The organism is Colwellia sp. NW0002-52-1, assembly GCF_057550865.1.
The window spans coordinates 81,770-106,085 of the sequence record NZ_BAAJLU010000005.1 but is presented as its reverse complement, the minus strand read 5'-3'; the positions used below and the strand labels follow the sequence as shown (position 1 = coordinate 106,085).

Sequence of the window (24,316 nt, the reverse complement as noted above, 5' to 3'; positions counted from 1 at the left end):
CTGTTTTAAACTTCATCTTGAAATATGTCTTCAATGGCTAATTTGAACAACCTAGCTGCTTTAAAAGCTAAAGGTAAACTAGGGTCAAATTTACCCTTCTCAATGGCGTTAATTGTTTGTCTAGAAACGTCTAAAGCCTCAGCAAGTTGTGCCTGTGTCCAGTCTCTTTCAGCGCGTAGTACTTTGAGTTTATTTTTCATTGGTATTTACTCTGGCCAATAAAAGTCGCTATTAAATAAGTTAAGCCCATAAAAATAACTAAATGCGAAATTTCAGCATGATAACTAATTAGGTTTAGTACATCTAAATTCGAATAAGCTAGTCCTACAATTAAACTCAGGCCCAAGGTTATACCCATGGCGTTGAGCTGAATGCGCTGTTGCATTTCATCTAAACCTTTTAAATGAGTGATATTTGCTAATACCATTTTAACACCTAAGGCTAAATTTAGTATGACTGCTAAAGCCGAGAAAGTAAGGTTGTAGTCCCATAGCAACCAAGGCCCAAAATTTGTTAATGCCATGGTTAATACCCACATGGCGGTCCAAAATTTTAATTTTACGATATTGCTTTTATTTCTTTGTTTAAACGAGCTAGGTTTGCTCAGCGTATCACCATTATTGTCTGTCATTGTTACTCTCCAATGTCTGCTTTTGATTACAAAAAGTAATGTGTGCTTTACATTTTTAATCTTAGGTGGGTAGATGAGTTGTGTCAAGTTTAATTTACTTTTAGGTTGGTTAGCTTTACTTTGTTGCAGTGTGAATTATTTTTTAAATATAAATAACAATTGTTTAGGAAGTGAAAAACTAGAAGCTAAAGATCTACAGGGTTATAAAGTTAAGAAATTAAGCTATGTTTTCTAAACTCACCTGGGGTTTGTTGGGTGAGTTTATTAAACCAACGGTAGAAAGATCTTGGTTCAGTAAAGCCTAACTCGATACTAATTTGATTTAAATTTAAGCTATTGTTCGCTAGATGCTTTTTAGCCATAGCGAGTCGAGTTTCATCAAGTAAACTCTGAAAACTCAAGCCTGATGCTGTTAAACGGCGCTGTAACGTTTTGGTGCTAATGCCAAATTTATCTGCCATGTCTTTCTGGTGAAAAGCCCCGCTTTTTAACGATTTTTCAATTTGATTTCTTAATTGCGCCGCAATATCTTCTTCTATTGTTAAATTAGAAACTAAGGTTTTTGCATGATTTTCAAGAGTAGATAATAACTGTTGATCACCTTTGTTTAATGGCACCGACAATAAGGCTTTATTAAATATTATGGCATTCTCACTTTGACCATAGTGAATTATACACTTAAACATCGCTTGATATTCTTGTTGCTGGCTCAACGAAGGTTGCTGGCGACTTAAGCGCAGTTCACTTGGGTTGCTGTCTTGGCTAACCAAATATCGGGCAAAGGTTAGCCAAGACGCGAGACAATTATCGACCATATGACGCTTAACACTTGTGTCGGTAAACTGGCAATGCCAACTAATTTTTACTTGCTCACCTAATGGCGAAAAAGTTGTTGTGCCCATATCGCCAACTAATTTTTCAAAAGGTTGAATTTTACTGATAACTTGTCCTAGGTTTTCGCAGTTCATCGAAATAAAACCCAAAACACTATAAGACCCAGCTTGCACATATTTTGCGGTATGTAAGCCGAATAACTCATCGTTAGATTGTTCAAGTAAGGCCGCAATAAGTTGTTGAAAAAGCTCGCCGCTAATGTGCTGGCTGTTATCAGATAAAAGTGATTTATCTAGGCCGATAGATTGGCAGATGGTATCAATATCGAGTTTTTGTTCGTCGGCCAATTGTAAATATTGCTTAATAGCGGCAACAGAAGCTTGGCCGAGACTATTATCGAAGCTTGAATCTAAGCTTGTATCGTTTTGCTTTTTTGATTGCTTGCTTAATTGTTTGTCGTTATCTGATAAATGAATAAAACTGCTCATTGCTGCCTGTCGCCTATAAGGTTGTCCAAATATGTCACCTCGACTGTCTTTTTAGGACATTTCATCACTATACACTTGCTTTAATATAATACGTAATAAAATTATAAAGGGCTGTAAAATGAGACGTTGGAATGGCTGGGGAGATGAAAGCACCTCAATGGAGTTACCACAATCGGCTGGAGAGTTTTTAAGTACGCTTGTCGGAGCAGGACATCGTCTTGATGATATTGGTTTAGCCGAGGTGATTAACACCGTACCAGAATCTCGTTTACCTCAGCACCCATTAGTCTCTGTTGACGCCGAACAACGGGTGCGTCATGCAAAAGGGCAATCATTACCCGACTGGCTAGCCATGCATAGTGGCGAAATCAACTGTTTTCCTGATGGTGTGTGCTTTCCTGAAAATACCCAAGATGTTAAAGATATTCTTAGCTACGCAAAAGCAGAAAATATTGTTTTGATTCCTTACGGCGGTGGTACAAGTGTCGCTGGACATATCAATGTCGAACAATCTCCGCGCCCCGTGCTAACAGTTAATATGGGGCGAATGAACCAATTACTGCATTTAGATGAGCAAAGCCAAATTGCCACTTTTGGCGCTGGTACGCCTGGCCCCATGGTAGAAGCGCAGTTATTAGCTCGCGGGTATACGCTAGGGCACTTTCCGCAATCTTTCGAACTATCAACATTAGGTGGCTGGGTTGCTAGTCGCTCAAGTGGTCAGCAGTCATTACGTTATGGTCGAATAGAGCAATTATTTGCTGGTGGTAATATGGAAACCTTTGCTGGCTCGCTTGACGTACCAACATTTCCGGCATCTTCAGCAGGACCTGATTTACGTGAGTTATTACTAGGATCTGAAGGTCGCTTTGGTATTTTAACTGAAATAAAAGTGCGAGTAAGTAAAGTTGCTGATGCAGAGAAGTTCTCGGTGATCTTCTTTAAAAATTGGCAAGCAGCAAGTCAATTTTGCCAAGCTGCGGTGCAACAACGTATTGCTTTGTCTATGCTGCGAGTGAGTAATGCGGTTGAAACACAAACGCAATTAAAACTTGCGGGTCACGAAAGTGCGATAAAGTGGTTAGAGCGTTACTTATCTATGCGAGGCTGTGCAAACGAGAAGTGCATGTTAACTTTTGGCTTAACCGGCACTAAACAACAAGTTTCAGCCAGTAAAAAGCAATTAAATAGTGTGGTAAAAAAATTCAAAGGTGTTAGTACGGGCGAGCTATTAGGTAAAAAATGGCAAGCAAATCGCTTTCGTTCGCCTTATTTACGTGAGGCTTTATGGCTAAAAGGCTACGTTGTCGACACCTTTGAAACCGCCACAGATTGGAGCAATGTTGATAATTTAATGGCAAAAGTTGAAGCAACGATGCGTGTTGGTTTAGCAGCAGAAAATGAAAAAGTTCATGTATTTACTCATCTTTCTCATGTTTACAGTCAAGGTTGTAGCTTATACACCACTTATGTTTATCGAAATGCTAGTAGTTATTCGGCAACACTTGCGCGTTGGAAAAAGCTTAAGCATCAGGCAAGCCTGACCATAGTTAACAATGGCGGCACCATTAGTCATCAACATGGTGTTGGTAAAGATCATGCGCCGTACTTGTCGATAGAAAAAGGTGAGTTGGGTATGAAAGTTTTGGCAAACCTTGTTGAGCACTTTGACACCGAACAGCAACTTAACCCCGGTACATTATTAAAATAAAATTCATATCTATATAAGTAAGTTCAATGACCCTTAATAGTGAAGCTTAAAACAATGAAAATATTGATATTCTTAATATGACTATTACACAACTTAGCCGAAATATAATGCAGTCGCGCACCGAACGTATCGCTGACATTGAAAACACCTCTGATTGGGATTTAGTGATTATTGGTGGCGGTATTACTGGCGCTGGCATTTTAAAGTTGGCCTGTCAAATGGGCTTAAAAGTGTTGTTGTTAGAGCAAAAAGATTTTTCATGGGGCAGTTCGAGTCGTTCTTCGAAAATGGTTCACGGTGGTTTACGTTACATGGCACAAGGGCAAGTGGCATTAACCCGAGAATCTGTGATTGAGCGTCAACGCTTATTAACAGAAGGGCAGCCTCTAATTACCAAGCAAAGCTTTGCGCTAAGTCATTATAAAAAAGCGTTTCCAGGACCTTGGTTATTTAATCGCTTATTGTCTTGTTATGACTTTATCGCTGGCGAAAAACAGCATAAGTTTTGGCCAAAATCCGCATATTTGTCTTTAGCACCGCATGTGGTTGAGCCAGACTTACTTGGTGGCACACAGTTTTTTGATGCACTAACCGAAGACGCTCGATTAGTACAACGTTTGATCCAAGAATCATTGCAGCTCGGCGGACAAGCACTCAATTATGCGCAAGTGTCAGCACTTAATATTAATGAAAAAAATAGTCAATTATCAGTTGTTCTTGAAGGGCAAGACCAAGCATTAATAATTGATTCTAAAGTGGTTGTTAATGCTTGTGGCGCTTGGTCTAACTTGTTGCAAGTAAATCATGATAAGCAAAGCGATAGCCATAAAAAATCATCAGTAAATATGCGACCACTGCGCGGTAGCCATTTAGTAATAGCGAATTGGCGCTTACCGGTGGCTAGTGTTATTTCTGTTCAACACTCTCAAGATAAAAGACCTGTGCAAATATACCCATGGCAAAATGTAACTATAGTGGGTACAACCGATGTTGATCATAATGATGACATGTCGTTTGAAGCTAAAATAAGTCAGTTAGAATTTGATTATTTACTAGCGGCGGTAGAGCAGCAGTTTCCAAACGCGAAAATAACCAAAGATGATATTATTTCAACTTTTGCCGGTGTTCGTCCCGTCAGTACAACAGATAATGCATTGACGCCATCGAAAGAAAAACGCGATCACCATATCACGCAACAACAAAGCGTATTCACCGTTACTGGCGGTAAGTTAACTACTTTTAGGTTGATTGCACAGCAAGTGCTAGATCAGGTTTGTCAGCAGTTAATGCTTGAAGGTAAAGCAAACGAACTCACGTTAACAAGAGCACTTAATGTTGCGAGTCAGCAACCTATTTTATCGCAATATGATGGCCAGCTAAAACTAACTTTTAGTCATCATATTCAACAACAAATAATAGCCTGTTATGGTGAATTTAGTGCTGCATTTATTCAAGCCAATGCAAAACATGATTGTCAGCCGATACGTTATAGTAGGCACTTGTGGGCAGAGTTAGTTTGGGCGGTAAGATTTGAACAAGTGCAACATCTCGATGATCTATTGCTACGCCGTACACGACTGGGTAACGTATTACCTGCGGGCGCTCGTGACATTTTGCCCCAAGTTCAAGCACTTTGTTCGCCTTATTTATCTTGGAGCGAAACAAAATGGCAACAAGAAATTAAGCGATATTTAGCGCTGTGGCAATGTTCATATAGTTTGCCACAAGCTAATGGTGCATCAATATGAGTGATAACATGACCGAAAGTGATAAACCCGAAAACACTGAAGAGCAAACAAGTAATTTAATGTTAACCATAGATAATGGAACACAAAGTGTTCGCGCTTTACTGTTTGATCTAGCAGGTAACTTGGTCGCTAAAAGCCGAATAGAACTTGAAGCTTATTTTTCTAAAAATCCGGGGTGGGCTGAGCAAAATGCTGATTACTTCTGGCAAATGCTAGGTCAGTGTTGCCAACAACTTTGGCAGCAAGACGAGGTTATTGAAAATGGTTATCGCGATAGGGTGACGGCGGTTACGGTAACCACTCAGCGTGGAACCGTGATCAACTTAGACAAACATGGCGAAGCGCTTCGGCCGGCTATTCTTTGGCTTGATCAACGTTTATGTCAACAAAACAAGGCAATGCCTTGGTATTGGCGCACCGCATTCTCCTTAATAGGTCAAAGTAAAGTTATTGAATATTTTCGTCGTAAATCGCAAGCGAACTGGCTTGAGCAACATGAACCTGATGTTTGGCAGCGTACGGATAAATTTTTACTATTGTCAGGATTTTTAACTTACCGTTTAACGGGGCAATTCAAAGACTCAGTAGGTAGTATTGTTGGTTACTTTCCCTTTGATTATAAAAAACAAAACTGGGCAAAAGCTTGGGATTGGAAATGGCATGCATTACCTGTAAAGCGCTCAATGTTACCAAGTTTAGTTAAACCGGGTGATGTTTTGGGGGAAATCAGTAGTGATGCTGCCACGCATACAGGGTTAAAAGTAGGAACAAAATTAATTGCTTCAGCGTCTGATAAAGCCTGTGAAGTGTTGGGCTCAGGTTGTATTCAACCTGACACAGCAAGTTTAAGTTATGGCACAACCGCAACTATTAATACAAACAACACTAAGTATGTTGAGCCGCACAGTTTTATTCCACCTTATCCGTCAGCTATTCCAGAGCAATACAGCAGTGAGGTGATGATTTATCGTGGTTTTTGGATGGTTAACTGGTTTAAGCAAGAATTTGGTCAAAATGAAGTTGAAAAAGCGCAAACATTAGGCGTTAGTGCCGAGAGCTTATTTGATCAACTCGTTGCCCAAGTACCGCCAGGTTCTATGGGGTTAATGCTACAACCTTATTGGTCTCCAGGGTTAAAAAATCTTGAAGCAAAAGGGGCGATTATCGGCTTTGGTGATGTGCATACGCGAGCGCATATTTACCGCTCAATTTTAGAAGGTTTGGCGTATGCATTAAGAGAAGGTAAAGAGAACTTAGAAAAACGTCAAAAATGTAAAATAACCAAGTTGATGGTTTCAGGCGGCGGCTCGCAGTCAGATGCCGCATTGCAACTAACCGCTGATATTTTTAATTTGCCGGTACACAGACCGCATACCTTTGAAGCGTCAGGCTTAGGCGCTGCCATTAATGTCGCTGTTGGCTTAGGCTATTATGACAACTACCGCCAAGCAACCAGCGCAATGACCCGTACTGAGCAAACTTTTACTCCTAGTCCAGCTAACGTAAAATTATATAATCAATTATACAAACAGGTTTATCTGAAAATGTATCAACAATTAAAGCCTATTTATCAAAATATTAAAAAAATAACTGGCTACCCTGATTAGTTGTCTAAAATTAAGATGATTCTGAATTATTTAGCCATGTTTCAAACAAGTGCTGTAGCAACCTTTCAAGAGAGTCGGTAGAATAATTACTTTGATTTTAAGCTGTTGGCGCACACTAAATTATGAGAATTATTCACACATCCGACTGGCATTTAGGCCAACACTTTTATGGCAAAAGTCGCGCACGTGAGCATCAACAGTTTTTAGATTGGCTAGTTGAACAATCGCAAAGTCAGAAAATAGACGCCATTATTGTTGCGGGCGATATTTTTGATACCGGCACACCGCCAAGTTATGCTCGCGAAATGTATTTTGATTTTATCGCCAAACTCCATCAAGCCGACTGCCAGTTAGTGATATTAGCGGGGAATCATGACTCAGTTGCCATGTTATCTGAGTCACAAAAGTTATTGCAGCAGTTATCAACTAAGGTGGTATCAACCGCCAGTGGCAATTTGTCTGAACAAGTGTTTATCCTAAAAAGCCTTAAAACGGATCAACAAGCGGTTATTTGCGCTATTCCCTTTATTCGAGCACGCGATATTGTCAAAAGTTATGCTGGACAGTCAGCCAGTGAAAAACAACAGTCATTGCAGCAAGCTATTTCAGCGCATTACCAAGTGTTATTTGAGCATGCACAAACGTTATCAACACAGCAACAAGATAAAGCTACTCGTTTACCCATTATTGCTACCGGGCATTTAACCACTATTGGCGCATCGGTGAGTGAGTCGGTACGTGATATTTATATTGGCACATTAGAGGCTTTTCCTGCCAGCGAATTTCCTGCTGCCGACTATATTGCTTTAGGTCATATTCACCGTCCGCAAAAAGTAACTAAAAGTGAGCATATTCGTTATAGCGGCTCGCCTATCGCATTAAGTTTTGATGAAGCTAAAACTCAAAAAAGCATTGTTATTGCAGAGTTTAAAAATGGAGAGCTCGGCGAAGTAACATTATCTAACGTGCCATGTTTTCAACCTTTAGCTATTGTAAAAACCCATTTAGATACGCTCACCCAAGATATTACTGCGGTTACGGAATCGTTAGCCCTTGAACTAAGTGCTAGCAAGTCTACTAGCCAAGAAAAAATTTGGTTAGATATTGAAGTTGAAAGCGCAGAATACTTACTTGATTTAAGCGCTAGAATAGAACAAATCGTGAAAGATTTTCCGGTTGAAGTGTTATTGGTCAGGCGCAGTAAAAAAGCGCGCCAACAAATGCCAAGTCATGAGAAAAAAGTGACTTTAAGCGAATTAAGTGTTCAAGAGGTATTTGATGCACGATTAGCGCTAGAAAATTGGCAAACTCCAGAGCAGCAGCAACGTAAACAACGCCTAAACAGCTTATATTTAAATATTGCTGAGCAAACACAACTCGCCAGTTCAACCAAACGGGCGTTGGTTGAACATAAAGAAGCTGAAGTAAGCTCAGCTAAAAATACTAACAACGCGGAGGCTAAATAATGAAAATATTGTCGCTTCGCTTTGAAAATATCAATTCTTTAAAAGGTCATTGGAAAATTGACTTTACCCAGTCGCCATTTGATACCAGTGCGCTTTTTGCCATTATTGGCCCTACGGGAGCAGGAAAAACCACGATACTCGATGCCATGTGTTTGGCGCTATATCACCAAACCCCAAGGCTAACGATATCAGATAAGCAAAATCAATTAATGACCCGCCAAACAGCGAATTGCTTAGCTGAGGTTGAGTTTGAAGTTAAGGGACAAGCTTATCGTGCTTTTTGGAGTCAACGTCGAGCAAAAAACAGTATTGATGGAAACTTACAAAAACCGACTGCCGAATTAGCTAAACTAATTGTTACCCACGACACTGTCCATAACGCAGAGACTAGCTTGGGTGAAGCAAAAGTTATCGCAACAAAGGTTTCTGATATTCGCACAGAAATAGCGCGTTTAACGGGCTTAGACTTCTCACGTTTTAAAAAGTCGATGATGTTATCACAAGGTGAATTTGCTGCCTTTTTAAATGCTCCCGCTAATGAACGTGCCGATTTATTAGAAGAGCTTACCGGTAGTGAAATTTATGGTGATATCTCTAAAGCCGTATTCGAGCAACATAAAAGTGCAACTAATGAGTTAAAGCTATTGCAGGCTAAAAGTACAGGCATGCAGTTGTTAACTACAGAGCAACAAAACGAGATTAACAACCAACTCAATAAAGTATCAGCTCAGCAGCAGCCTTATGAAGCGCAGCTTGCGCACTGGCAACAAGTTCGAAATTGGCTAGTGAATGTGCAAAATGCTAACCAGCAAAGCACCATTGCTGAGCAACAACAAGCTGCTGCACAACAATTGCAAGTAGATAACGCCGCACAGTTGCAAACGTTAGCCTTGTCAGAGCCTGCAGAAAACTTACGTGCAGATTTTCAACAACTTAATCATTTTAATCATCAGTTTTCTGAGCTTAAAGACCAAGAGAAAGCCCTTGAAGTTGATACCAAAAAAAGTCAGGTACAACTAGAAACTGCCGAACAGGCCTTAAAAGCATTTTTAATATCCCATGAAAAATTCATTGCTCATCAGCAAGAAACAGAGCAATTAATTGTTGAGCAAGTACTACCGCTTGACAGTAAAATAGCGCAATTGGCAGAGCAAAAAAATCAGCAAACTAATCGTGTTAAGAGTGCGAATGAAGCAACAACTCAAGCGAAAAATCAAGTTGTTCAACTAACGTTACAGCAAAAACAGCAGTTAGATAAAATCTCCCATTCACAAAACATTATTGAGCAACAAGCTCATTTATCGGCTTTACCTGAGCACTTGCCATTGTGGCGAAATATGCTTGAGCAAATGTTTAATGAAAAGCAGGGGAGTTTTGAGTTAATAGCGCAAAATACAAACTTACAAAACCAAACTGAATTACTAACCAGTGAACTTAGTAAAGAGCAACAGCAATTAGTTGAATTAGAAACAGAGTGTCAACAACAGCAACTAACGCTTAAGGCTCATGAAAACGACGTAAATCAGTTGTTACAGCATTATCATTGCCAAAGTGAATCTGTGCTCAGCCAACAATTGCACGAGCTGCAATCAAGCTTAAATGAGCAAACACAAGCATTACATAATGCGCAAAGGTATCAAGTACTCAGTGCTGAGCTAGGCAACATAGATCAAGTCATTGCTGCAGACAATCAGCAGCTCACCAATGTGATTGAGCAATTAGCACCGTTGCGAGAGCGCTATAAAAGCCAAAAAGCTGAATTGATTGATGTGCAACTGATTGTTGAGCAACAAAAAACCATTATGTCGCTTAGTGCGCATAGAGCAAACTTAAAAGCCAATGAAGCTTGCCCATTGTGTGGTTCTGAACACCACCCAGCCGTTGCTGATTATCAAGCATTGAGTGAAAATAATTCAGCGGACAATGAGCACCAGCAGCGCTTGAAACAGCTTACTGCAGAATTAGAACAACTTGAACTTCAAGGTAAAAGCTTATCTGCAGAGCAAGAACGACTAAAAGAAAAGCTTAACTTAATTAATGAAAATAAAAGTACAAAGCTACAAGAACAACAGCAGTTGTCACAGCAGTGGTTAACCTTACGCGAGCAGCTGAAAATTGAGCTTGAGTTGTCAGCATTCGAGCAAATTAATACCGATATTCAAGCTCGAAGACAGCACTTTGAAGCGCTCAACAATGCCAATAACCAACTACAAAAATTAAAACACACTAAGCACCAACAAACAGAGTTAGTGCTGGAGCTGGACAAGCAGTTAGTCAACTTAACTAACCTTAGCCAAAACAAAACCGTGCAATTAAATCAATTGTGCCAGCAAATAGAACAAAATAAACAAAACTTAGAGCAGCTGCTGGCTAAAGTAGATTCAACTTATCAAAAATTAAATGCGTCAATGCAAAAAAGTCAGCTGGCTTTACCTGAAACATTCAATGTATATCAACACTTAGAGTCTGCAAGCAGTGAAGTAGCAGCTAATGAATTTACTAATGTTTTTCCGTTACAAAATGCTTGGTTAAGTGAACTAGAACAACAAGGTGAAAAATATCAAGCCGCGCTGAATGGTGTAGTTACAGAAAAAGAGCAATTTCAACAAGTACAGCAGCAGCTTGCTATTGCCAATAGCAAGATAGAACAGCTTAGCCTGACAGAGCAGGCGATTAAAGATGAGTTAATACTGATTGAGAAACAGCAAGATGAAACACGCTCACAACGTAATACACTATTTGCTGAGCAAGATACACAACAAGCACGTCAACAATTAAAACAGCAGCAACAGACCCAAGAACAGTCGTTGTTGCAGTTGCAAAATAACCTGCACGATCAAAAAAACCTGCAACAAAACATTGCTGGAAAGTTAAACGCAAACCTTGAAGCAATAAATCGTTTACTGCCACAACAGCAAGTTGCACAGGAAACTTGGAAAAATCAGCTCGCCCAGAGTGACTTCGCAACAGAGACAGACTTTAAAGCTGCGTTATTAACCCAAGAGCAAAGGCTTAACTTGAAGTCTTTACAACAAGATATTACGCAAAAAACTCAACAGGCCAAAGCGCAGTTAGCACAAGTACAGCAACAATTATTGCAACTTGAACAAGATAAAGAAAAGCTTCAAATACAAACCAAAGCACTGGTTGAGTCGACTTATGTTGATGCCGATAATGATGCAGGAAATGACACCGGAATTATTAACAACGACGAGTACTTAAACGACTTAATGTTTACTCAGTCGTTAGTGCTAGAAAAAGATTTAGATGTGGCTGAATTCGATCATAAAGCCGCTGTTTGTACCGAAACGTTGAAACATCTGCAAATTCGTCAAGGCCAATTAAGTCAGCAAATTTCGCAAGATATACAACAGCGCGATGAGCAAAAGTCGCTACTCGATGAAATTACAAAGCAGCAAATAGCGCTTGACGATCTCTCACATCTTAATGGTTTAATTGGCGCAGCAGACGGTGCAAGATTCAGACGCTTTGCCCAAGGCTTAACACTGTCGCATTTAGTATATTTAGCCAACCAACAGCTAAATAAATTACATGGTCGATATCAATTACAATGTCAGCAATCAGAGAACTTAGCGCTAGAAGTTTTAGATACTTGGCAAGCCGATAGTGTGCGCGATACCAAAACCTTATCGGGTGGCGAAAGCTTTTTAGTTAGCTTGGCGCTAGCACTAGCGTTATCAGATTTAGTCAGTGCAAAAACCAGTATTGATTCACTGTTCCTTGATGAAGGTTTTGGCACACTAGACAACGACACCCTCGAAATTGCGCTGTCTGCGCTTGATTCGTTAAATGCTAGTGGCAAAATGATCGGTGTTATAAGTCATGTAGATGCCTTGAAAAAACGCATTGATGTACAAATAGAAGTGAAAAAACAAAATGGTTTAGGTGTGAGTGAGCTAGCTGAGTGTTATCGATATCATGGGAATTAAAAGAGGTTAAAAGTATTGGAGGTTATTTGCTTTGTAAATACTTAGCGAACAATTTTACTTTATTACATTTTTGCGGATTACCAGTAAGCGTAAGAAGGAGGCAGACAATAATAAGTTAGTAGATTCTGTTATTTAGTGCTTCTGTCAGTTTTGATGCATATTTTGATCTACCTTAGCACTTACTGATACTTTTATTTTGCCCTCGTTCAAGAGGGCTAAATGACTTTAGTTATAAAGATTTGATAAATAAATCATAAAAGAGCATTAAAAAACATTTACTTGTTAAACAAATAACATTATAGTGCGATCGTTAACTATTCCCATCTAGTCTATTTAACCGATTATTTATAAAATCGTGTTTGCCTTTCCCTTTCACAGTTAGTCATCACTTAATTTATTAAGCTTAAATTATTGTCTGATTTTTCGAGCCCGGCTCGCAAAAAATTGTTATTTTTCAAATAAAAAAGTTCCAGTACACAATAATATAGCTTTTGTTCATGCGTTTTAACGCACACTAAAAGAGTTTATTATGTCTTATACATACCAAGGTACGATCTATTCGATCGCATCACCAATACAATCAATTTCTGTTAACAAAAACAATGTTGCAGTAACTGATAAAAACGGCACAAAATTAATTTCATTTACCAACGTGAATGAATCTAAATCATTTTTAGCTTGGGTATATCAAAGTTAAGCTTTGATCCCTTAGCGGCTAAATAATACCCGTTTAAGCTTTGTTTTAACTGAACGCCAATGTGTGGCAGGTTTCGTTGGAGCCAACGAAATAAGTTGCTGCCATTGTTGTTCAGTTAATTGCACCTTCTCACCATGTGCCAAAAGCACCGATTCTATATTCAACGCCTTAATTTTGGTTAATGATTGTAAATAGCGCTTTGGGTAAAAAACTGGATAAGGTGGGATAAATGCACCACGTACTTTTACCATTAAATCGGCAACATAAATTTGCTGACTTACTTGGTGATGCAATGATATATCTCGGTCAGTGTGACCTTGTGTAAAGTGCACCTGCCAATCTTCAAAACCAGGTAAAACCGCTTGATCGCTCAAGTAATAATCGGGCGTTAATGTACTTGGGTAATAAAGATATTTTTTAGCTTTTTTCTGCCGACCCGCCACCCATAGCGTTAGTAAAATATCGGTTAAATGCATCAACTTTCCATCAAATCCTGAATACCATTGCCCAGCTACATTTGCAGCTGCTATTTTACATGCATATTTTTTTCGTAAAAAATTGGCGGCACCAGCATGATCTGGATGCATATGGGTAACGACAATTAAAGCAAGATCAGACATAGGACGTTTAAGTTGATTAACAATAAAGTCTTCTATTACGGTAATGTCAGCACGACAACAGCCATCAAGTAACAATAATTTATCGGCATATTCTGCTAGATAAATATTTTGAATATAACCATTTAAGCAATGTAATTTTAGCATTGTAAAGCCTAGAATAACCTCGAGATAACTAAGGTAACTCTTTATTGATTTAACCTCAACAGGTGTGACCAGTTACACCAAATCAAATAAGTTTTTGACGATTTAAACCGCCTTAAAATGATCCGTTATTTATTTCAATTGGTATTATTTGTCCGATGCTTTAATAGCATTAATACCAGTGTTTAATATAGCGACTGATCTCACTAAATAGTTATTAAATATTTTAGTTACGTTATTAATTTGTTTAGTAAATCCTGCCTTGGCTAATACCCCAAGGTATAATCTCAACAACTTACATCACTACTGTTATAAAAAATTAATCTCATTGATAATGAATATAGTCATTGATAGATAGTTTTTTAAAAAAGTAAGTCATACAATACTGCTATATAAGGCTTACATTGGAATTTCTTTGGAACTCTGGATTTACTTCACCTTACTTGCTGCTTTTATGCAAGCAATTAGAACAGCAGGCCAAAAACAATTAACGCAACACCTTAATGCGATGGCAACAACTGGAGTGAGGTACATTTATGCACTACCTTTTGCCTGGCTTTATTTATGGTGGGTATCAGACTATCGCGCCCTAGAAATCCCCGATTTAAATACACAGTTTATTCAATACGCGCTCATTGCTTCTGTGATGCAAATTATTGGTACGGCATGTTTAATGATTGCATTTAAATACCGAAATTTTGCTGTGGCAACGAGCTTAGCTAAAACAGAAGCAATTCAAGTTGCGGTTGTAGGCTTTTTTCTATTCTCCATTGGTTTAAGTTTTATGGGCTGGTTTTCTATCATAATTGGTGTGATTGGAATTTTGTTAGTGTCGAAAGTAAAGTTTACCGCTAAAGATGTTTTTCAAAACCCTGGGGCGGGTTTTGGTTTAGCGTCAGGTTTAGGGTTAGCCATTACCACCTTGCTAGTTCGAGAATCAAGTTTGGCCTTAAATAGCGATTTACTATTAAGCGCGGCGCTGACCTTAACTTTTATGATCACAGTACAGTCGTTTATTTCTTTGATTTACGTTTATTGGCAGGACAGGCATCAACTTATCACCATGATAAAGCAATGGCGATTATGTTTATTTGTAGGATTAACCAGTGTTGTTGGCTCGATAGGTTGGTTTACTGCGATGAGTTTTCAGCATGTAGCTTACGTTAAAGCTCTAGGACAAGTAGAATTTTTTATAACACTGTTTATTACTTATCGTATTTTTAAAGAAAAAATATCGGCTGTTGAATACTTAGGTATGTTTTTGATAGTGCTCAGTGTCTTGATTTTATTGCTTTGGGCATAAATTGATATCGACTCAATATCCTAGTTACCCGCGATAAAATTCATACTAAGCATAAATTCTTAATTCAATTGCCTGTACTATTTTGTTAAACTCTGGCGCAACGATTTACGCATTATTTTTTGCCGACTTTATTGGCAAATTAACCTAAATGACTAGCTTGGAAATAAAATGAAAATTACTGATAAAACCGTTGTTCAGTTTCACTACGTACTTAAAGATGAAGCAGGCGTAGAAATAGAAAATTCTCACGCAGGTGAGCCATTAGCTTATCTTCACGGTTATAAAAATATGTTAGTGGGCGTAGAAAACGCATTAGCAGGCAAAGAAAAGGGCGATAAGTTCTCAGTAACTTTGCAACCTGAAGATGCCTACGGCGAACGCCAAGAGGACGCTATTCAGCGTGTACCCGTTAAACATTTACAAGGTTTACCTTCGCCAAGTGCTAAATGGAAAGCGGGCATGACTGCGGTAGTTAATACCGAAGGTGGGCAACGTCAAGTTACTGTAGTTAAAGCGGGTAAATTTATGATAACTGTTGATATTAACCCGCCATTAGCAGGTAAAGTATTAACCTTTGATCTTGAAGTTGCTGATGTACGTGAAGCAAGTGCAGAAGAAATTGAACATGGCCATGCGCATGGCGCTGGTGGTCATCAGCATTAAGCGAAACACATTACGCGAATTAACAGTTTTGTGATTAAGAAACCAGCCTAGCGCTGGTTTTTTGTTTTTATGGCCGACAAAGAACATGCTAAGGCGATAAAAATAAAGCTCCTCACTGTAAGTTAAAACTAATCATTAAATTAACCGAGTGGTTATTGAACTGAATAATCTCCCCATTTATCGATTACAATTTTCATTCTTTTGCCATACTGTTATAACTATAGGTAAACATTAAAATAACAATAAGGTCGAGACATGCTTAGATTAAAATCTTCAATAACAACTATTGCGCTGATGGTTAGTGCAGCGATATCTCATACAGCATTCGCACAAACAACCGTTATACATGCCGGAGAGTTATTAGTTACTGCCGGTAACGCACCACTTAAAAAACAAACGTTGGTGATTAGCGATGGTAAAATTACTGAACTTAAATCAGGCTTTGTTGATGTAAAAAGTATTGCAACAGATGCCAAACTCATTGATCTGTCTTCGAGCTTTGTTATGTCAGGCTTAATGGATATGCATGTACATTTACAAGGTGAACTTGGTCCGAGCAACGACAGTGATACGGTGAACTTATCTGATGCCGATACTTTAATGAAGAGTGCTCATTTTGCCCATAAAACATTAATGGCTGGGTTTACTACTGTTCGTGATTTAGGCGCGAGTGCTGAGCAAATATTTGCCTTACGCGATGGGGTAAAAAAAGGGTGGATATCTGGACCAACTATTGTTGCTGCTGGTAGTAGTGTTGCTGTTACCGGTGGGCATGGTGATGTAGATGGCATGGCGCCCGATTTAATGAAACTGCACACAGCAGAAACCGTTTGTGATGGCCCTTACGATTGTCGACGTGCTACTCGTCACGCGATAAAATTTGGTGCCGATGTCATTAAAATCACCTCCACAGGTGGTGTGTTATCAGACACAGATACGGGTACTGGCCAACAAATGGCTGACGATGAAATTAAAGAAGTGGTTGATACTGCACATTCGCTAGGACGTAAAGTGGCAAGCCATGCACATGCTGCGGCGGGTATTAACGCCGCGTTACGCGCAGGCGTTGACAGTATCGAACATGGCAGTTATGCCGACAAAGAAAGTATTAAACTCTTTAAAAAAGGTGGAGCGTATTTAGTGCCAACATTAATGGCCGGAGACACCGTAGTTAATTTAGCAAAAACTACTGATTTTATGTCACCTGCGATTCGCGCTAAAGCGATCCGCGTTGGCGGCGATATGACCGATAACTTTAAACGCGCTTACAAAGCCGGCGTAAAAATAGCTTATGGTACTGATAGCGGTGTTTCAAAACATGGTTATAATGCGAGAGAAGCGCAATTAATGTTTGCAGCTGGTATGACGCCACAAGACATTTTAGTATCAGCAACCATTAATGGCGCTGACTTAATTGGCAAATCAAAAACCTTAGGCACATTAGAAGTGGGGAAAGTAGCCGATATTATTGCCATGCACGCTAGTCCGTTAAATAATATTGATGAATTACTCGATGTAGACTTTGTGATGAAAACAGGTAAGGTTGTTAAGCAAAAATAGCCAAATAAGAGTATATTAGCGTACAAATAAACGGTATTAAAAACCGTTTATTTGTACTCTTTATTTGCAGTTTATAGTTTGTATTTGTAATATCTATTCATTACTTTTTACTTTGCAGTATTCCTGTCGTTAACGCCACGCCAAGCAAGGTTACACTACCACCAATAAGCATCATCAAACTGATAGTTTCAGCTAAGAATAAAGCCCCCCAAAGAATGCCAAATGCAGGAATTAAATAAGTTACTGATATCGCCTTTGCAGGGCCGAGTTGGGCAATAAGTCGAAAAAATAATATGTAAGCAAAGCCTGTACATATTATGCCAATTAACAGAGCAGAGCCGATAGCATTAGTGCTGGGGATAGTTTCAGGTAGAAAAAGTAAACTCAACGGTACTAGCATAATGGTGGCTGAAGTTTGACTGCCTGAAGCTAAAGCCAATGGCTTTATAGCGCTTAAATACTTTTTAGTATAATTGGCAGAAATGCCATAACAAAGCGCAGCAAGCATAGCCGCTAATGTGGGGAGCAAGGCGTTGTGTTGCATTGCTGGCGCTGAAACTGTTACGCCAAAATGTAAATTGTCGGATACTAATAAATAGACCCCAATAAAACCAATAAATAAGCCGAAAGTTGCGCTAAGACTTAACTTATCTTTCAACCAAATATAAGCAACAATAGCACCGAACATTGGGGTGGTAGCATTTAAAACTGAAGCTGTTCCAGCCGTTAGGGTTAAGGTTGCGTAACTAAACAAAGCAAATGGCAGCGCAGTATTGAGCGCACCAACCACAAATATTTTACCCCAGTAGCCTCTCAAGGCTTTAGTTTGTTTGAATAAAATTAAACACACAATCAAAAAAATAGCCGCGATACCCGTTCGAAGAGCTGCAAATACTATCGGACCAAATTCAGGGACTCCTACTCGCATAAACATAAAAGATGCGCCCCAAATAGCGGCGAGTAACAACAGCTCAAGATAGGCTTGGTAATTTTGGCTATTCGGTGTGTTCAATGAAAATCCTTAGATATTGTAGTCACCTTTAGTATAAATAGATAACCAATGAATCATGGCGATAATCGGACATTACATAGTAATTTAGTGGCTAAACTTAAGTGTGTTTAGCGTCTTCTATTGTGATCACTTGTAATGTTGTAAGGTCAGTCATCTGCCATTTAATATTAAAACTATACAGGCTCATACCATAAACTTTATCGTCAGTTTTATGGTGCTTATAAGCAGGGCGGGGATCTTGTATTAACACTTGCTCAATAAGGTTTTGCAGTGTTGGGTAGCACGCTATATTGTCAGCTAAGGTTTTAAGTGATAACGGTGAAAATTCGACAGTGATATTATTGCTTGGTTGGTTTTGCGCATAGCCACCATGGGCGTTTTCAACAATATCTGCATAGGGCAAGTAAGGTTTAATATCGATAATAGGTGTACCGTCAAGCAAGTCTAATTCGCTGATATGTAATATCACCTGAGACGTTTTATCTTCTTTGCTATTTCTATTATCTGAGTTAACCGTACAATGCTCAATTCTATCTAGCTTTACCACCGACATACCAATAGGGTTGGGCCTGAAAGTTGAACGGGTTGCCAGCACACCTAGCTTTTTGTTACCGCCTAAACGTGGCGGCCGCACAAGGGGTTTCCAACCTTGCGACAGCGTGCCATGAAAAACAAATAACAACCAAATATGGCTAAATTGCTCTAATCCTCGCACTAACTCTTCGTTATTCGCTAAGCCAGTTAGGCGTAATTGTCCTTGCGCCGCCGTAACAATACCCGGCTGCCTAGGAATGGCGAATTTTTCCTTGTAGGGCGAAGCAATTGTGCCAATAACGTTGAAATTAACGCTGCTTGTCATTATTTTACTTGTTCAATTTGGTAAGCTCGACCATAGCAAACCGTTGAAGACAAACAATATTTAGCGGCTTTATCTTCTTCAATCAGTACACACTGACTAAAAATAATGGCATTGGCACCTAGTTTGTATGCTTTGCCTCTAGCCTCAGTGCGAGCATCAATTTCGTTCGGCGAAGCATGATGAGCTTTTTCTTGGCAAGACTCGCCTTCAACCAAACCTAGGAATTTATGTTTACCAACAAATTCTTTTTCATCAGTATAAATTTTTACCTTGGTTGGCGAAAAGTAACTTTTAAAGTTTTCGCGGTCTAAGTTCGTTGAAATATCGTTTATTTTTGCACAGCCAGTAATGAATGCCGCAACAAATATAATTATTGCAATACTGGGTTTATTTGAGAAAAGTGCCTTTATCGTTTTTTTCATTGTTGTTTTTAACTCTTGATTAGTTTTCATTTTATTGAGTAAATAAAGCTTTATTGGCTTTTAAGGGCTGATACTTTTGTCGCCTCTGATCCAATAATCGAACAGTTTATCAATGGTTTTACTCTGTTGTTTCATGGTAATCCAATTGCGCATAAACAACTCAAAACTATGGTCATTCTTATTGATAGGAAATGCCATAAACAGTGGCGATAATTCAGGTTTAGGGACTACCACGGTGTAACTTGGGTTTAGCATTGTCCATGCAGATGATGCTGCGGCACCAAATAACATAGCGTCTATATGTGAATACTCGGGTTTAAAAAACAATCTAGGCGTTGATATTTCCCAAGCTTTGCCATGAGTAAAGGTTCTAGCGATGGCTTTTTCATAATAAAAGCTTTCTGGAATACCTAAAATAAGATCATCACGTTGTAATATATTGTCCCATTTTGTGAACTCTGCACGACGTTTATCTTTAACTATAATCGCTAAGCTCTGCGAACTATAAGGCATAGTTAATGTGTATTTTGTCATGTTGTCAGGAATAACCGGTACGCCGGTAGTAATATCCAAATAACCTGATGTGAGTAATGTTTTTGCTTCATTATGAAAGATTTTAACAAACTCAATATCAACATTAAGATCTAAAGCTAGTTGGTGCATTATTTCAATATCGAAACCAACAAGTTTGCCTTTATCGTTGTGAAAAGAGTAAGGTAAATCATCGCGGAAATATCCTACACGTAAGTAACCTCGCTCTTTAATACGGTTTAATACACTTACATTAGGTTGCATGTTTTCGTTAATGGTTTGTGCTTTATCTAAAAGTGTAGTGTTTACGCTTTCCATTAAAAAATCACGCTCTATGAATTTAGTGTAGCCTTCATATTGGTAACTTATAGAGCTGAAAGCATGCTTTAAACTGATGAAAGATATAACAGACAGAGTAGGAATAATCAGTAAGTATTTAAGCAGAGCTTTTTTCTTTAGGGTAAATGATTTTGCCATACTGGTTGCTACCAATATAGGTAAGCAACAGGCAAAAGTAACAGATAGCAAGGCAGACAAACGGCCAACAACTAAGTTTTCAGACACAAGGAAAAAGTCGAACATGCTATGCGAAACATTAAATATCTCTAACAGGTTTTGCATTGCTAAGGTGCTAGTACCAAATAACTGCGGAATGCCCATTACAACAAGCTTTACATAATCTTCAAAACTTATGTAAGCACCTGAAAACCAAGCGGCAAACAAAACAAAAAGCAGTGAAAGTAATTTACCACCTACCGGTAAACTGTAACTTATAGGTACGATAACATCTGATACTTTATCAACGTTGTCAGTATCGGGGTACTGCGAGGAAATCAGTTGTTTAGTTTTTTCAACAATAATGGGAATAACAACAAAAAAACTACCGGTTGCAAAAGCCGTGATCATGGCCTCTCTTGAAGCTTTTAAAATGGCTCTATAACCAAATGGCGTTACAGTGGCTAATAGCGCAGGAAATACAACAAAAGCCAATAAAACAGTTAATACCAGTGCACTGGCAACATAAATCATTAAGCCATCAAGTTGAGATGCATCTAGCGTTGCCGCTGCTCGCCAACCAATACAAAACACACCAATAGGTGCTAAACGCATCACTAAATGACTGATATTGCTTACCGATTGCCTTAAGTTACTCAATACAGCTAACGTTTGACGCTTATTTTTGATTGGCATTAAACCAACACCAATAAAAACACTGAAAAATACCACCGCAGGGATCAACGCATTTGCAAAAGCGTTAAAGGGGTTTGACGGTATAAACAATTCTATGATGTTAAATTCTTGGCTAACCTTAACGGTATTAGCACTATAAAATTCGGCAGTTTGCCAGTTGGGAAATGATAAAGGTGCCATCAAAATAAAGCATAACATCAGGGCTATAAGTAATATCACGAGTATCAAGGTAACTTTAAGCGCTGACTTAGCTTTGCTAGCAGACAAGCCGCCAATACCAACCATCAGAGACAGTGCGATATAAGGTAGGGCGGTCATTTGTAATAACATGACAAAAGCATTAGCAAGGTGATTAACTGTTGAGTACAACGGAACGCTGAAACTACCTATAATTAACCCCAAAAACATGGCGACAATTATGCGAGTAGAAGTTGGAACATTGCTGAGCTTAAATAATGTCATAGAGAATAATAGTATTATATTTATGCTTTATTATTGAAAATATTATAATAAAGCGAGTTAATGAAAGTTACGAGATGTAATATCAAGTTGAGTAATATTAAAAAAGGCAAACCTTATTTTAGAATCTAGGTTTGCCTTTTTACTTTAGCTAGCCACTTTAAATGGCTACTTTTCGTAGATACCTATTTAACACGCATTCCCGCTTGCGCACCATCATCAGGATTTAATATCCATAAGTCTTTACCACCTGGTCCTGCAGCTAAAACCATACCTTCTGACATACCAAAGCGCATTTTTCTAGGTGCTAAGTTCGCCACCATCACAGTATGTTTACCAATTAAGTCTTCAGGTTGGTATGCAGATTTAATACCGGCAAATACTTGGCGTGTTTCGCCATTTTCTTTGTCATCTAACGCTAAAGTTAAACGTAGTAGTTTATCCGCTTTTTCAACATGTTCAGCGTTAATGATTCTCGCAATACGTAAATCTATTTTAGCAAAGTCTTCAAACTGTATTTCATCAGAAATAGGATCTGCTGCTAAAGGATCTGCAAGCGCTGCTGAGTTATCAACCACTTTTTCAGCTTTAGCTTTCTTAGTATACTTTTTCTCTGCATCAGCAGTTTGTGTCGGGCTCATGTTATCTTTTGAGGCGTCAGTCATCGCATTAACTTTGTCCATATCAACACGCTGTAATAAGGCTTTAAACTTGTTGATTTTATGATCTGTTAATAAGGTTTTATGACCTTCCCAAATAAGCTCGTCATTTAAAAACTGAGTCGTGCTATCAGCTAAAACTGGCAGTACAGGTTTTAAATAAATCATTAATGTGCGGAACATATTAATGCCCAACGAGCAGATATCTTGCACTTCTTGCTGTTTTGTTTCGTCTTTGACTAACTGCCAAGGTTCTTTAATGGCGATATATTCATTCACTTTGTCAGCAAGTGCCATGATTTCACGCATACCACGAGAAAAGTCGCGCGCTTCGTAGTGAGCAGCAATACTATCACCGGCTGCCATTACTTCGTCAGCTAACGCTTGGTTGTCAATGTTAGTTGAAAGCATGCCGTCAAAACGTTTAGTAATAAAACTCGCACAGCGCGAAGCGATATTAACCACTTTACCAACAAGGTCTGAATTTACACGTTGCGCAAAATCTTCAAGATTTAAATCTAAATCATCAATACGGCTAGTCAATTTTGCCGCATAGTAATAACGTAAATATTCAGGGTTTAAATGATCTAAATAAGTACGGCCTTTAATAAAGGTGCCTTTAGATTTAGACATTTTAGCGCCGTTAACGGTAACAAAACCATGCGCATAAACTGACGTTGGTTTTCTATAGCCCGCACCTTCAAGCATGGCAGGCCAAAATAAACTATGGAAGTAGATAATATCTTTACCAATAAAGTGATAAAGCTCAGCTTCAGAGTCTAATTGCCAAAAAGCGTCAAAGTCGATACCTTTTTTGTCACATAGATTTTTAAAACTACCCATGTAACCAATTGGCGCATCTAACCAAACATAGAAGTATTTGCCAGGAGCATTAGGAATTTCAAAACCAAAATAAGGCGCATCACGGCTGATATCCCATTGTTTTAAACCTTGCTCAAACCATTCAGCTAGTTTGTTGGCCATTTCTTCTTGTAAAGAGCCACTGCGTGTCCATTCTTGCAACATATCGCCAAAAGCGGGTAGGTCGAAGAAGTAATGTTCTGAATCACGCAAAACTGGTGTTGCACCTGAAACGACTGAACGCGGGTTTAATACTTCAGTAGGCGAGTAGGTTTCACCACAGTTATCACAGCTATCACCGTTTTGGTCTTCACTTTTACATTTAGGGCACGTGCCTTTAACAAAGCGATCAGGTAAGAACATGCCTTTTTCTGGATCATATAACTGTGAAATAGTACGGGTTTTGATATGACCATTAGCATGTAATCGGTTATAAATTTCTTCAGCAAAGGCTTTGTTTTCATCACTGTGCGTAGAATGGTAATTGTCGTAGCTGATATGGAAGCCAGCAAAGTCTGCCATGTGCTCTTCGCGCACTGCGGCTATCATCTCTTCAGGTGTAACGCCTAGTTCTTGTGATTTCAACATAATTGGTGTGCCGTGAGCATCGTCAGCACATACAAAATAAGTTTCGTGGCCGCGCATACGTTGAAAACGCACCCAAATATCAGTTTGAATATGTTCTAATAAATGACCTAAATGAATAGAACCATTGGCATAGGGAAGGGCACAAGTGACTAAAATTTTACGCTTATCTGCTGCTTGCACAGATGACTTTGATAAAGACATATAAAGTTTACATATTATTGGTGGTAATTATGCAGGGAATGGTACAGAATTTGTCGTTACTTTTCATTAAGAATTATCGTCTTTATATCAATAAAGGCGAGATAAAAGCGCGTT

The 24,316-nt window shown here is 38.8% G+C and carries 18 protein-coding genes; 9 read left to right on the top strand and 9 right to left on the bottom strand.

What is annotated here, in order from left to right; genetic code table 11:
• Positions 1 to 5 precede the first annotated feature (5 nt).
• The 3 genes from AC27H3_RS07210 to AC27H3_RS07200 form a co-directional block, all read right to left on the bottom strand.
• Positions 6 to 200 carry a helix-turn-helix transcriptional regulator gene (locus AC27H3_RS07210; RefSeq protein WP_085304462.1) on the bottom strand — a complete coding sequence of 65 codons (195 nt, stop codon included), beginning with the start codon at positions 198 to 200 and terminating at the stop codon, positions 6 to 8.
• Positions 197 to 631 (bottom strand): hypothetical protein, encoded by a 435-nt coding sequence (locus AC27H3_RS07205; protein ID WP_487104883.1) that lies wholly within the window; start codon positions 629 to 631, stop codon positions 197 to 199. The genes AC27H3_RS07210 and AC27H3_RS07205 overlap by 4 nt, the downstream gene beginning before the upstream one ends.
• A 209-nt stretch (positions 632 to 840) precedes the next feature.
• On the bottom strand, positions 841 to 1,953 hold the full coding sequence (locus AC27H3_RS07200) for an AraC family transcriptional regulator (protein WP_487104881.1): 1,113 nt from the start codon (positions 1,951 to 1,953) through the stop codon (positions 841 to 843).
• Between the two features lie 118 nt (positions 1,954 to 2,071).
• Between AC27H3_RS07200 and AC27H3_RS07195 the strand changes: the two genes are divergently transcribed.
• The 6 genes from AC27H3_RS07195 (at position 2,072) to AC27H3_RS07170 (ending at position 13,132) form a co-directional block, all read left to right on the top strand.
• Positions 2,072 to 3,664: an FAD-binding oxidoreductase gene (locus tag AC27H3_RS07195; RefSeq protein ID WP_487104879.1), complete on the top strand. Its 1,593-nt coding sequence runs from the start codon at positions 2,072 to 2,074 to the stop codon at positions 3,662 to 3,664.
• Positions 3,665 to 3,771: 107 nt separating this feature from the next.
• Entirely contained in the window at positions 3,772 to 5,412 is a 1,641-nt protein-coding gene (locus tag AC27H3_RS07190; RefSeq protein ID WP_487104877.1) for a glycerol-3-phosphate dehydrogenase/oxidase, read from the top strand.
• The gene (locus AC27H3_RS07185; protein ID WP_487104875.1) at positions 5,409 to 7,019 is read left to right on the top strand and encodes an FGGY-family carbohydrate kinase; all 1,611 of its coding nucleotides are present in this window, start codon (positions 5,409 to 5,411) and stop codon (positions 7,017 to 7,019) included. Before AC27H3_RS07190 ends, AC27H3_RS07185 begins: the two co-directional genes overlap by 4 nt.
• Before the next feature lie 122 nt (positions 7,020 to 7,141).
• Positions 7,142 to 8,485: an exonuclease subunit SbcD gene (gene sbcD, locus AC27H3_RS07180; RefSeq protein ID WP_487104873.1), complete on the top strand. Its 1,344-nt coding sequence runs from the start codon at positions 7,142 to 7,144 to the stop codon at positions 8,483 to 8,485.
• Complete coding sequence (locus tag AC27H3_RS07175) at positions 8,485 to 12,435, top strand: AAA family ATPase (protein WP_487104871.1); 3,951 nt, start codon at positions 8,485 to 8,487, stop codon at positions 12,433 to 12,435. The genes sbcD and AC27H3_RS07175 overlap by 1 nt, the downstream gene beginning before the upstream one ends.
• Positions 12,436 to 12,964: 529 nt before the next feature.
• Positions 12,965 to 13,132 (top strand): hypothetical protein, encoded by a 168-nt coding sequence (locus AC27H3_RS07170; RefSeq protein WP_198946910.1) that lies wholly within the window; start codon positions 12,965 to 12,967, stop codon positions 13,130 to 13,132.
• 11 nt (positions 13,133 to 13,143) lie between these two features.
• On the opposite strand, the gene AC27H3_RS07165 is transcribed toward AC27H3_RS07170, so the two are convergent.
• The gene (locus AC27H3_RS07165; RefSeq protein WP_487104868.1) at positions 13,144 to 13,896 is read right to left on the bottom strand and encodes an MBL fold metallo-hydrolase; all 753 of its coding nucleotides are present in this window, start codon (positions 13,894 to 13,896) and stop codon (positions 13,144 to 13,146) included.
• Between the two features lie 412 nt (positions 13,897 to 14,308).
• Between AC27H3_RS07165 and AC27H3_RS07160 the strand changes: the two genes are divergently transcribed.
• From AC27H3_RS07160 to AC27H3_RS07150, 3 genes are all read left to right on the top strand, one after another.
• Positions 14,309 to 15,196 carry an EamA family transporter gene (locus AC27H3_RS07160; protein WP_487104867.1) on the top strand — a complete coding sequence of 296 codons (888 nt, stop codon included), beginning with the start codon at positions 14,309 to 14,311 and terminating at the stop codon, positions 15,194 to 15,196.
• A 168-nt stretch (positions 15,197 to 15,364) separates the two neighbouring features.
• Positions 15,365 to 15,859, top strand: a complete 495-nt coding sequence (locus AC27H3_RS07155) for an FKBP-type peptidyl-prolyl cis-trans isomerase (RefSeq protein WP_085304447.1) — start codon at positions 15,365 to 15,367, stop codon at positions 15,857 to 15,859.
• A 255-nt stretch (positions 15,860 to 16,114) separates the two neighbouring features.
• On the top strand, positions 16,115 to 17,419 hold the full coding sequence (locus AC27H3_RS07150; RefSeq protein ID WP_487104865.1) for a metal-dependent hydrolase family protein: 1,305 nt from the start codon (positions 16,115 to 16,117) through the stop codon (positions 17,417 to 17,419).
• A gap of 100 nt (positions 17,420 to 17,519) precedes the next feature.
• Here AC27H3_RS07150 and AC27H3_RS07145 read toward each other — a convergent pair whose 3' ends face one another.
• The 5 genes from AC27H3_RS07145 to metG form a co-directional block, all read right to left on the bottom strand.
• Entirely contained in the window at positions 17,520 to 18,431 is a 912-nt protein-coding gene (locus AC27H3_RS07145; RefSeq protein ID WP_487104864.1) for a DMT family transporter, read from the bottom strand.
• Between the two features lie 97 nt (positions 18,432 to 18,528).
• Entirely contained in the window at positions 18,529 to 19,290 is a 762-nt protein-coding gene (gene tsaA, locus AC27H3_RS07140) for a tRNA (N6-threonylcarbamoyladenosine(37)-N6)-methyltransferase TrmO (protein WP_487104862.1), read from the bottom strand.
• Complete coding sequence (gene rcsF, locus AC27H3_RS07135) at positions 19,290 to 19,712, bottom strand: Rcs stress response system protein RcsF (RefSeq protein WP_487104860.1); 423 nt, start codon at positions 19,710 to 19,712, stop codon at positions 19,290 to 19,292. Before rcsF ends, tsaA begins: the two co-directional genes overlap by 1 nt.
• 60 nt (positions 19,713 to 19,772) lie before the next feature.
• Positions 19,773 to 21,896: a cation:dicarboxylate symporter family transporter gene (locus AC27H3_RS07130; protein WP_487104859.1), complete on the bottom strand. Its 2,124-nt coding sequence runs from the start codon at positions 21,894 to 21,896 to the stop codon at positions 19,773 to 19,775.
• 182 nt (positions 21,897 to 22,078) lie between these two features.
• Positions 22,079 to 24,202, bottom strand: a complete 2,124-nt coding sequence (metG, locus tag AC27H3_RS07125; RefSeq protein WP_487104857.1) for a methionine--tRNA ligase — start codon at positions 24,200 to 24,202, stop codon at positions 22,079 to 22,081.
• Between the last annotated feature and the right edge of the window lie 114 nt (positions 24,203 to 24,316).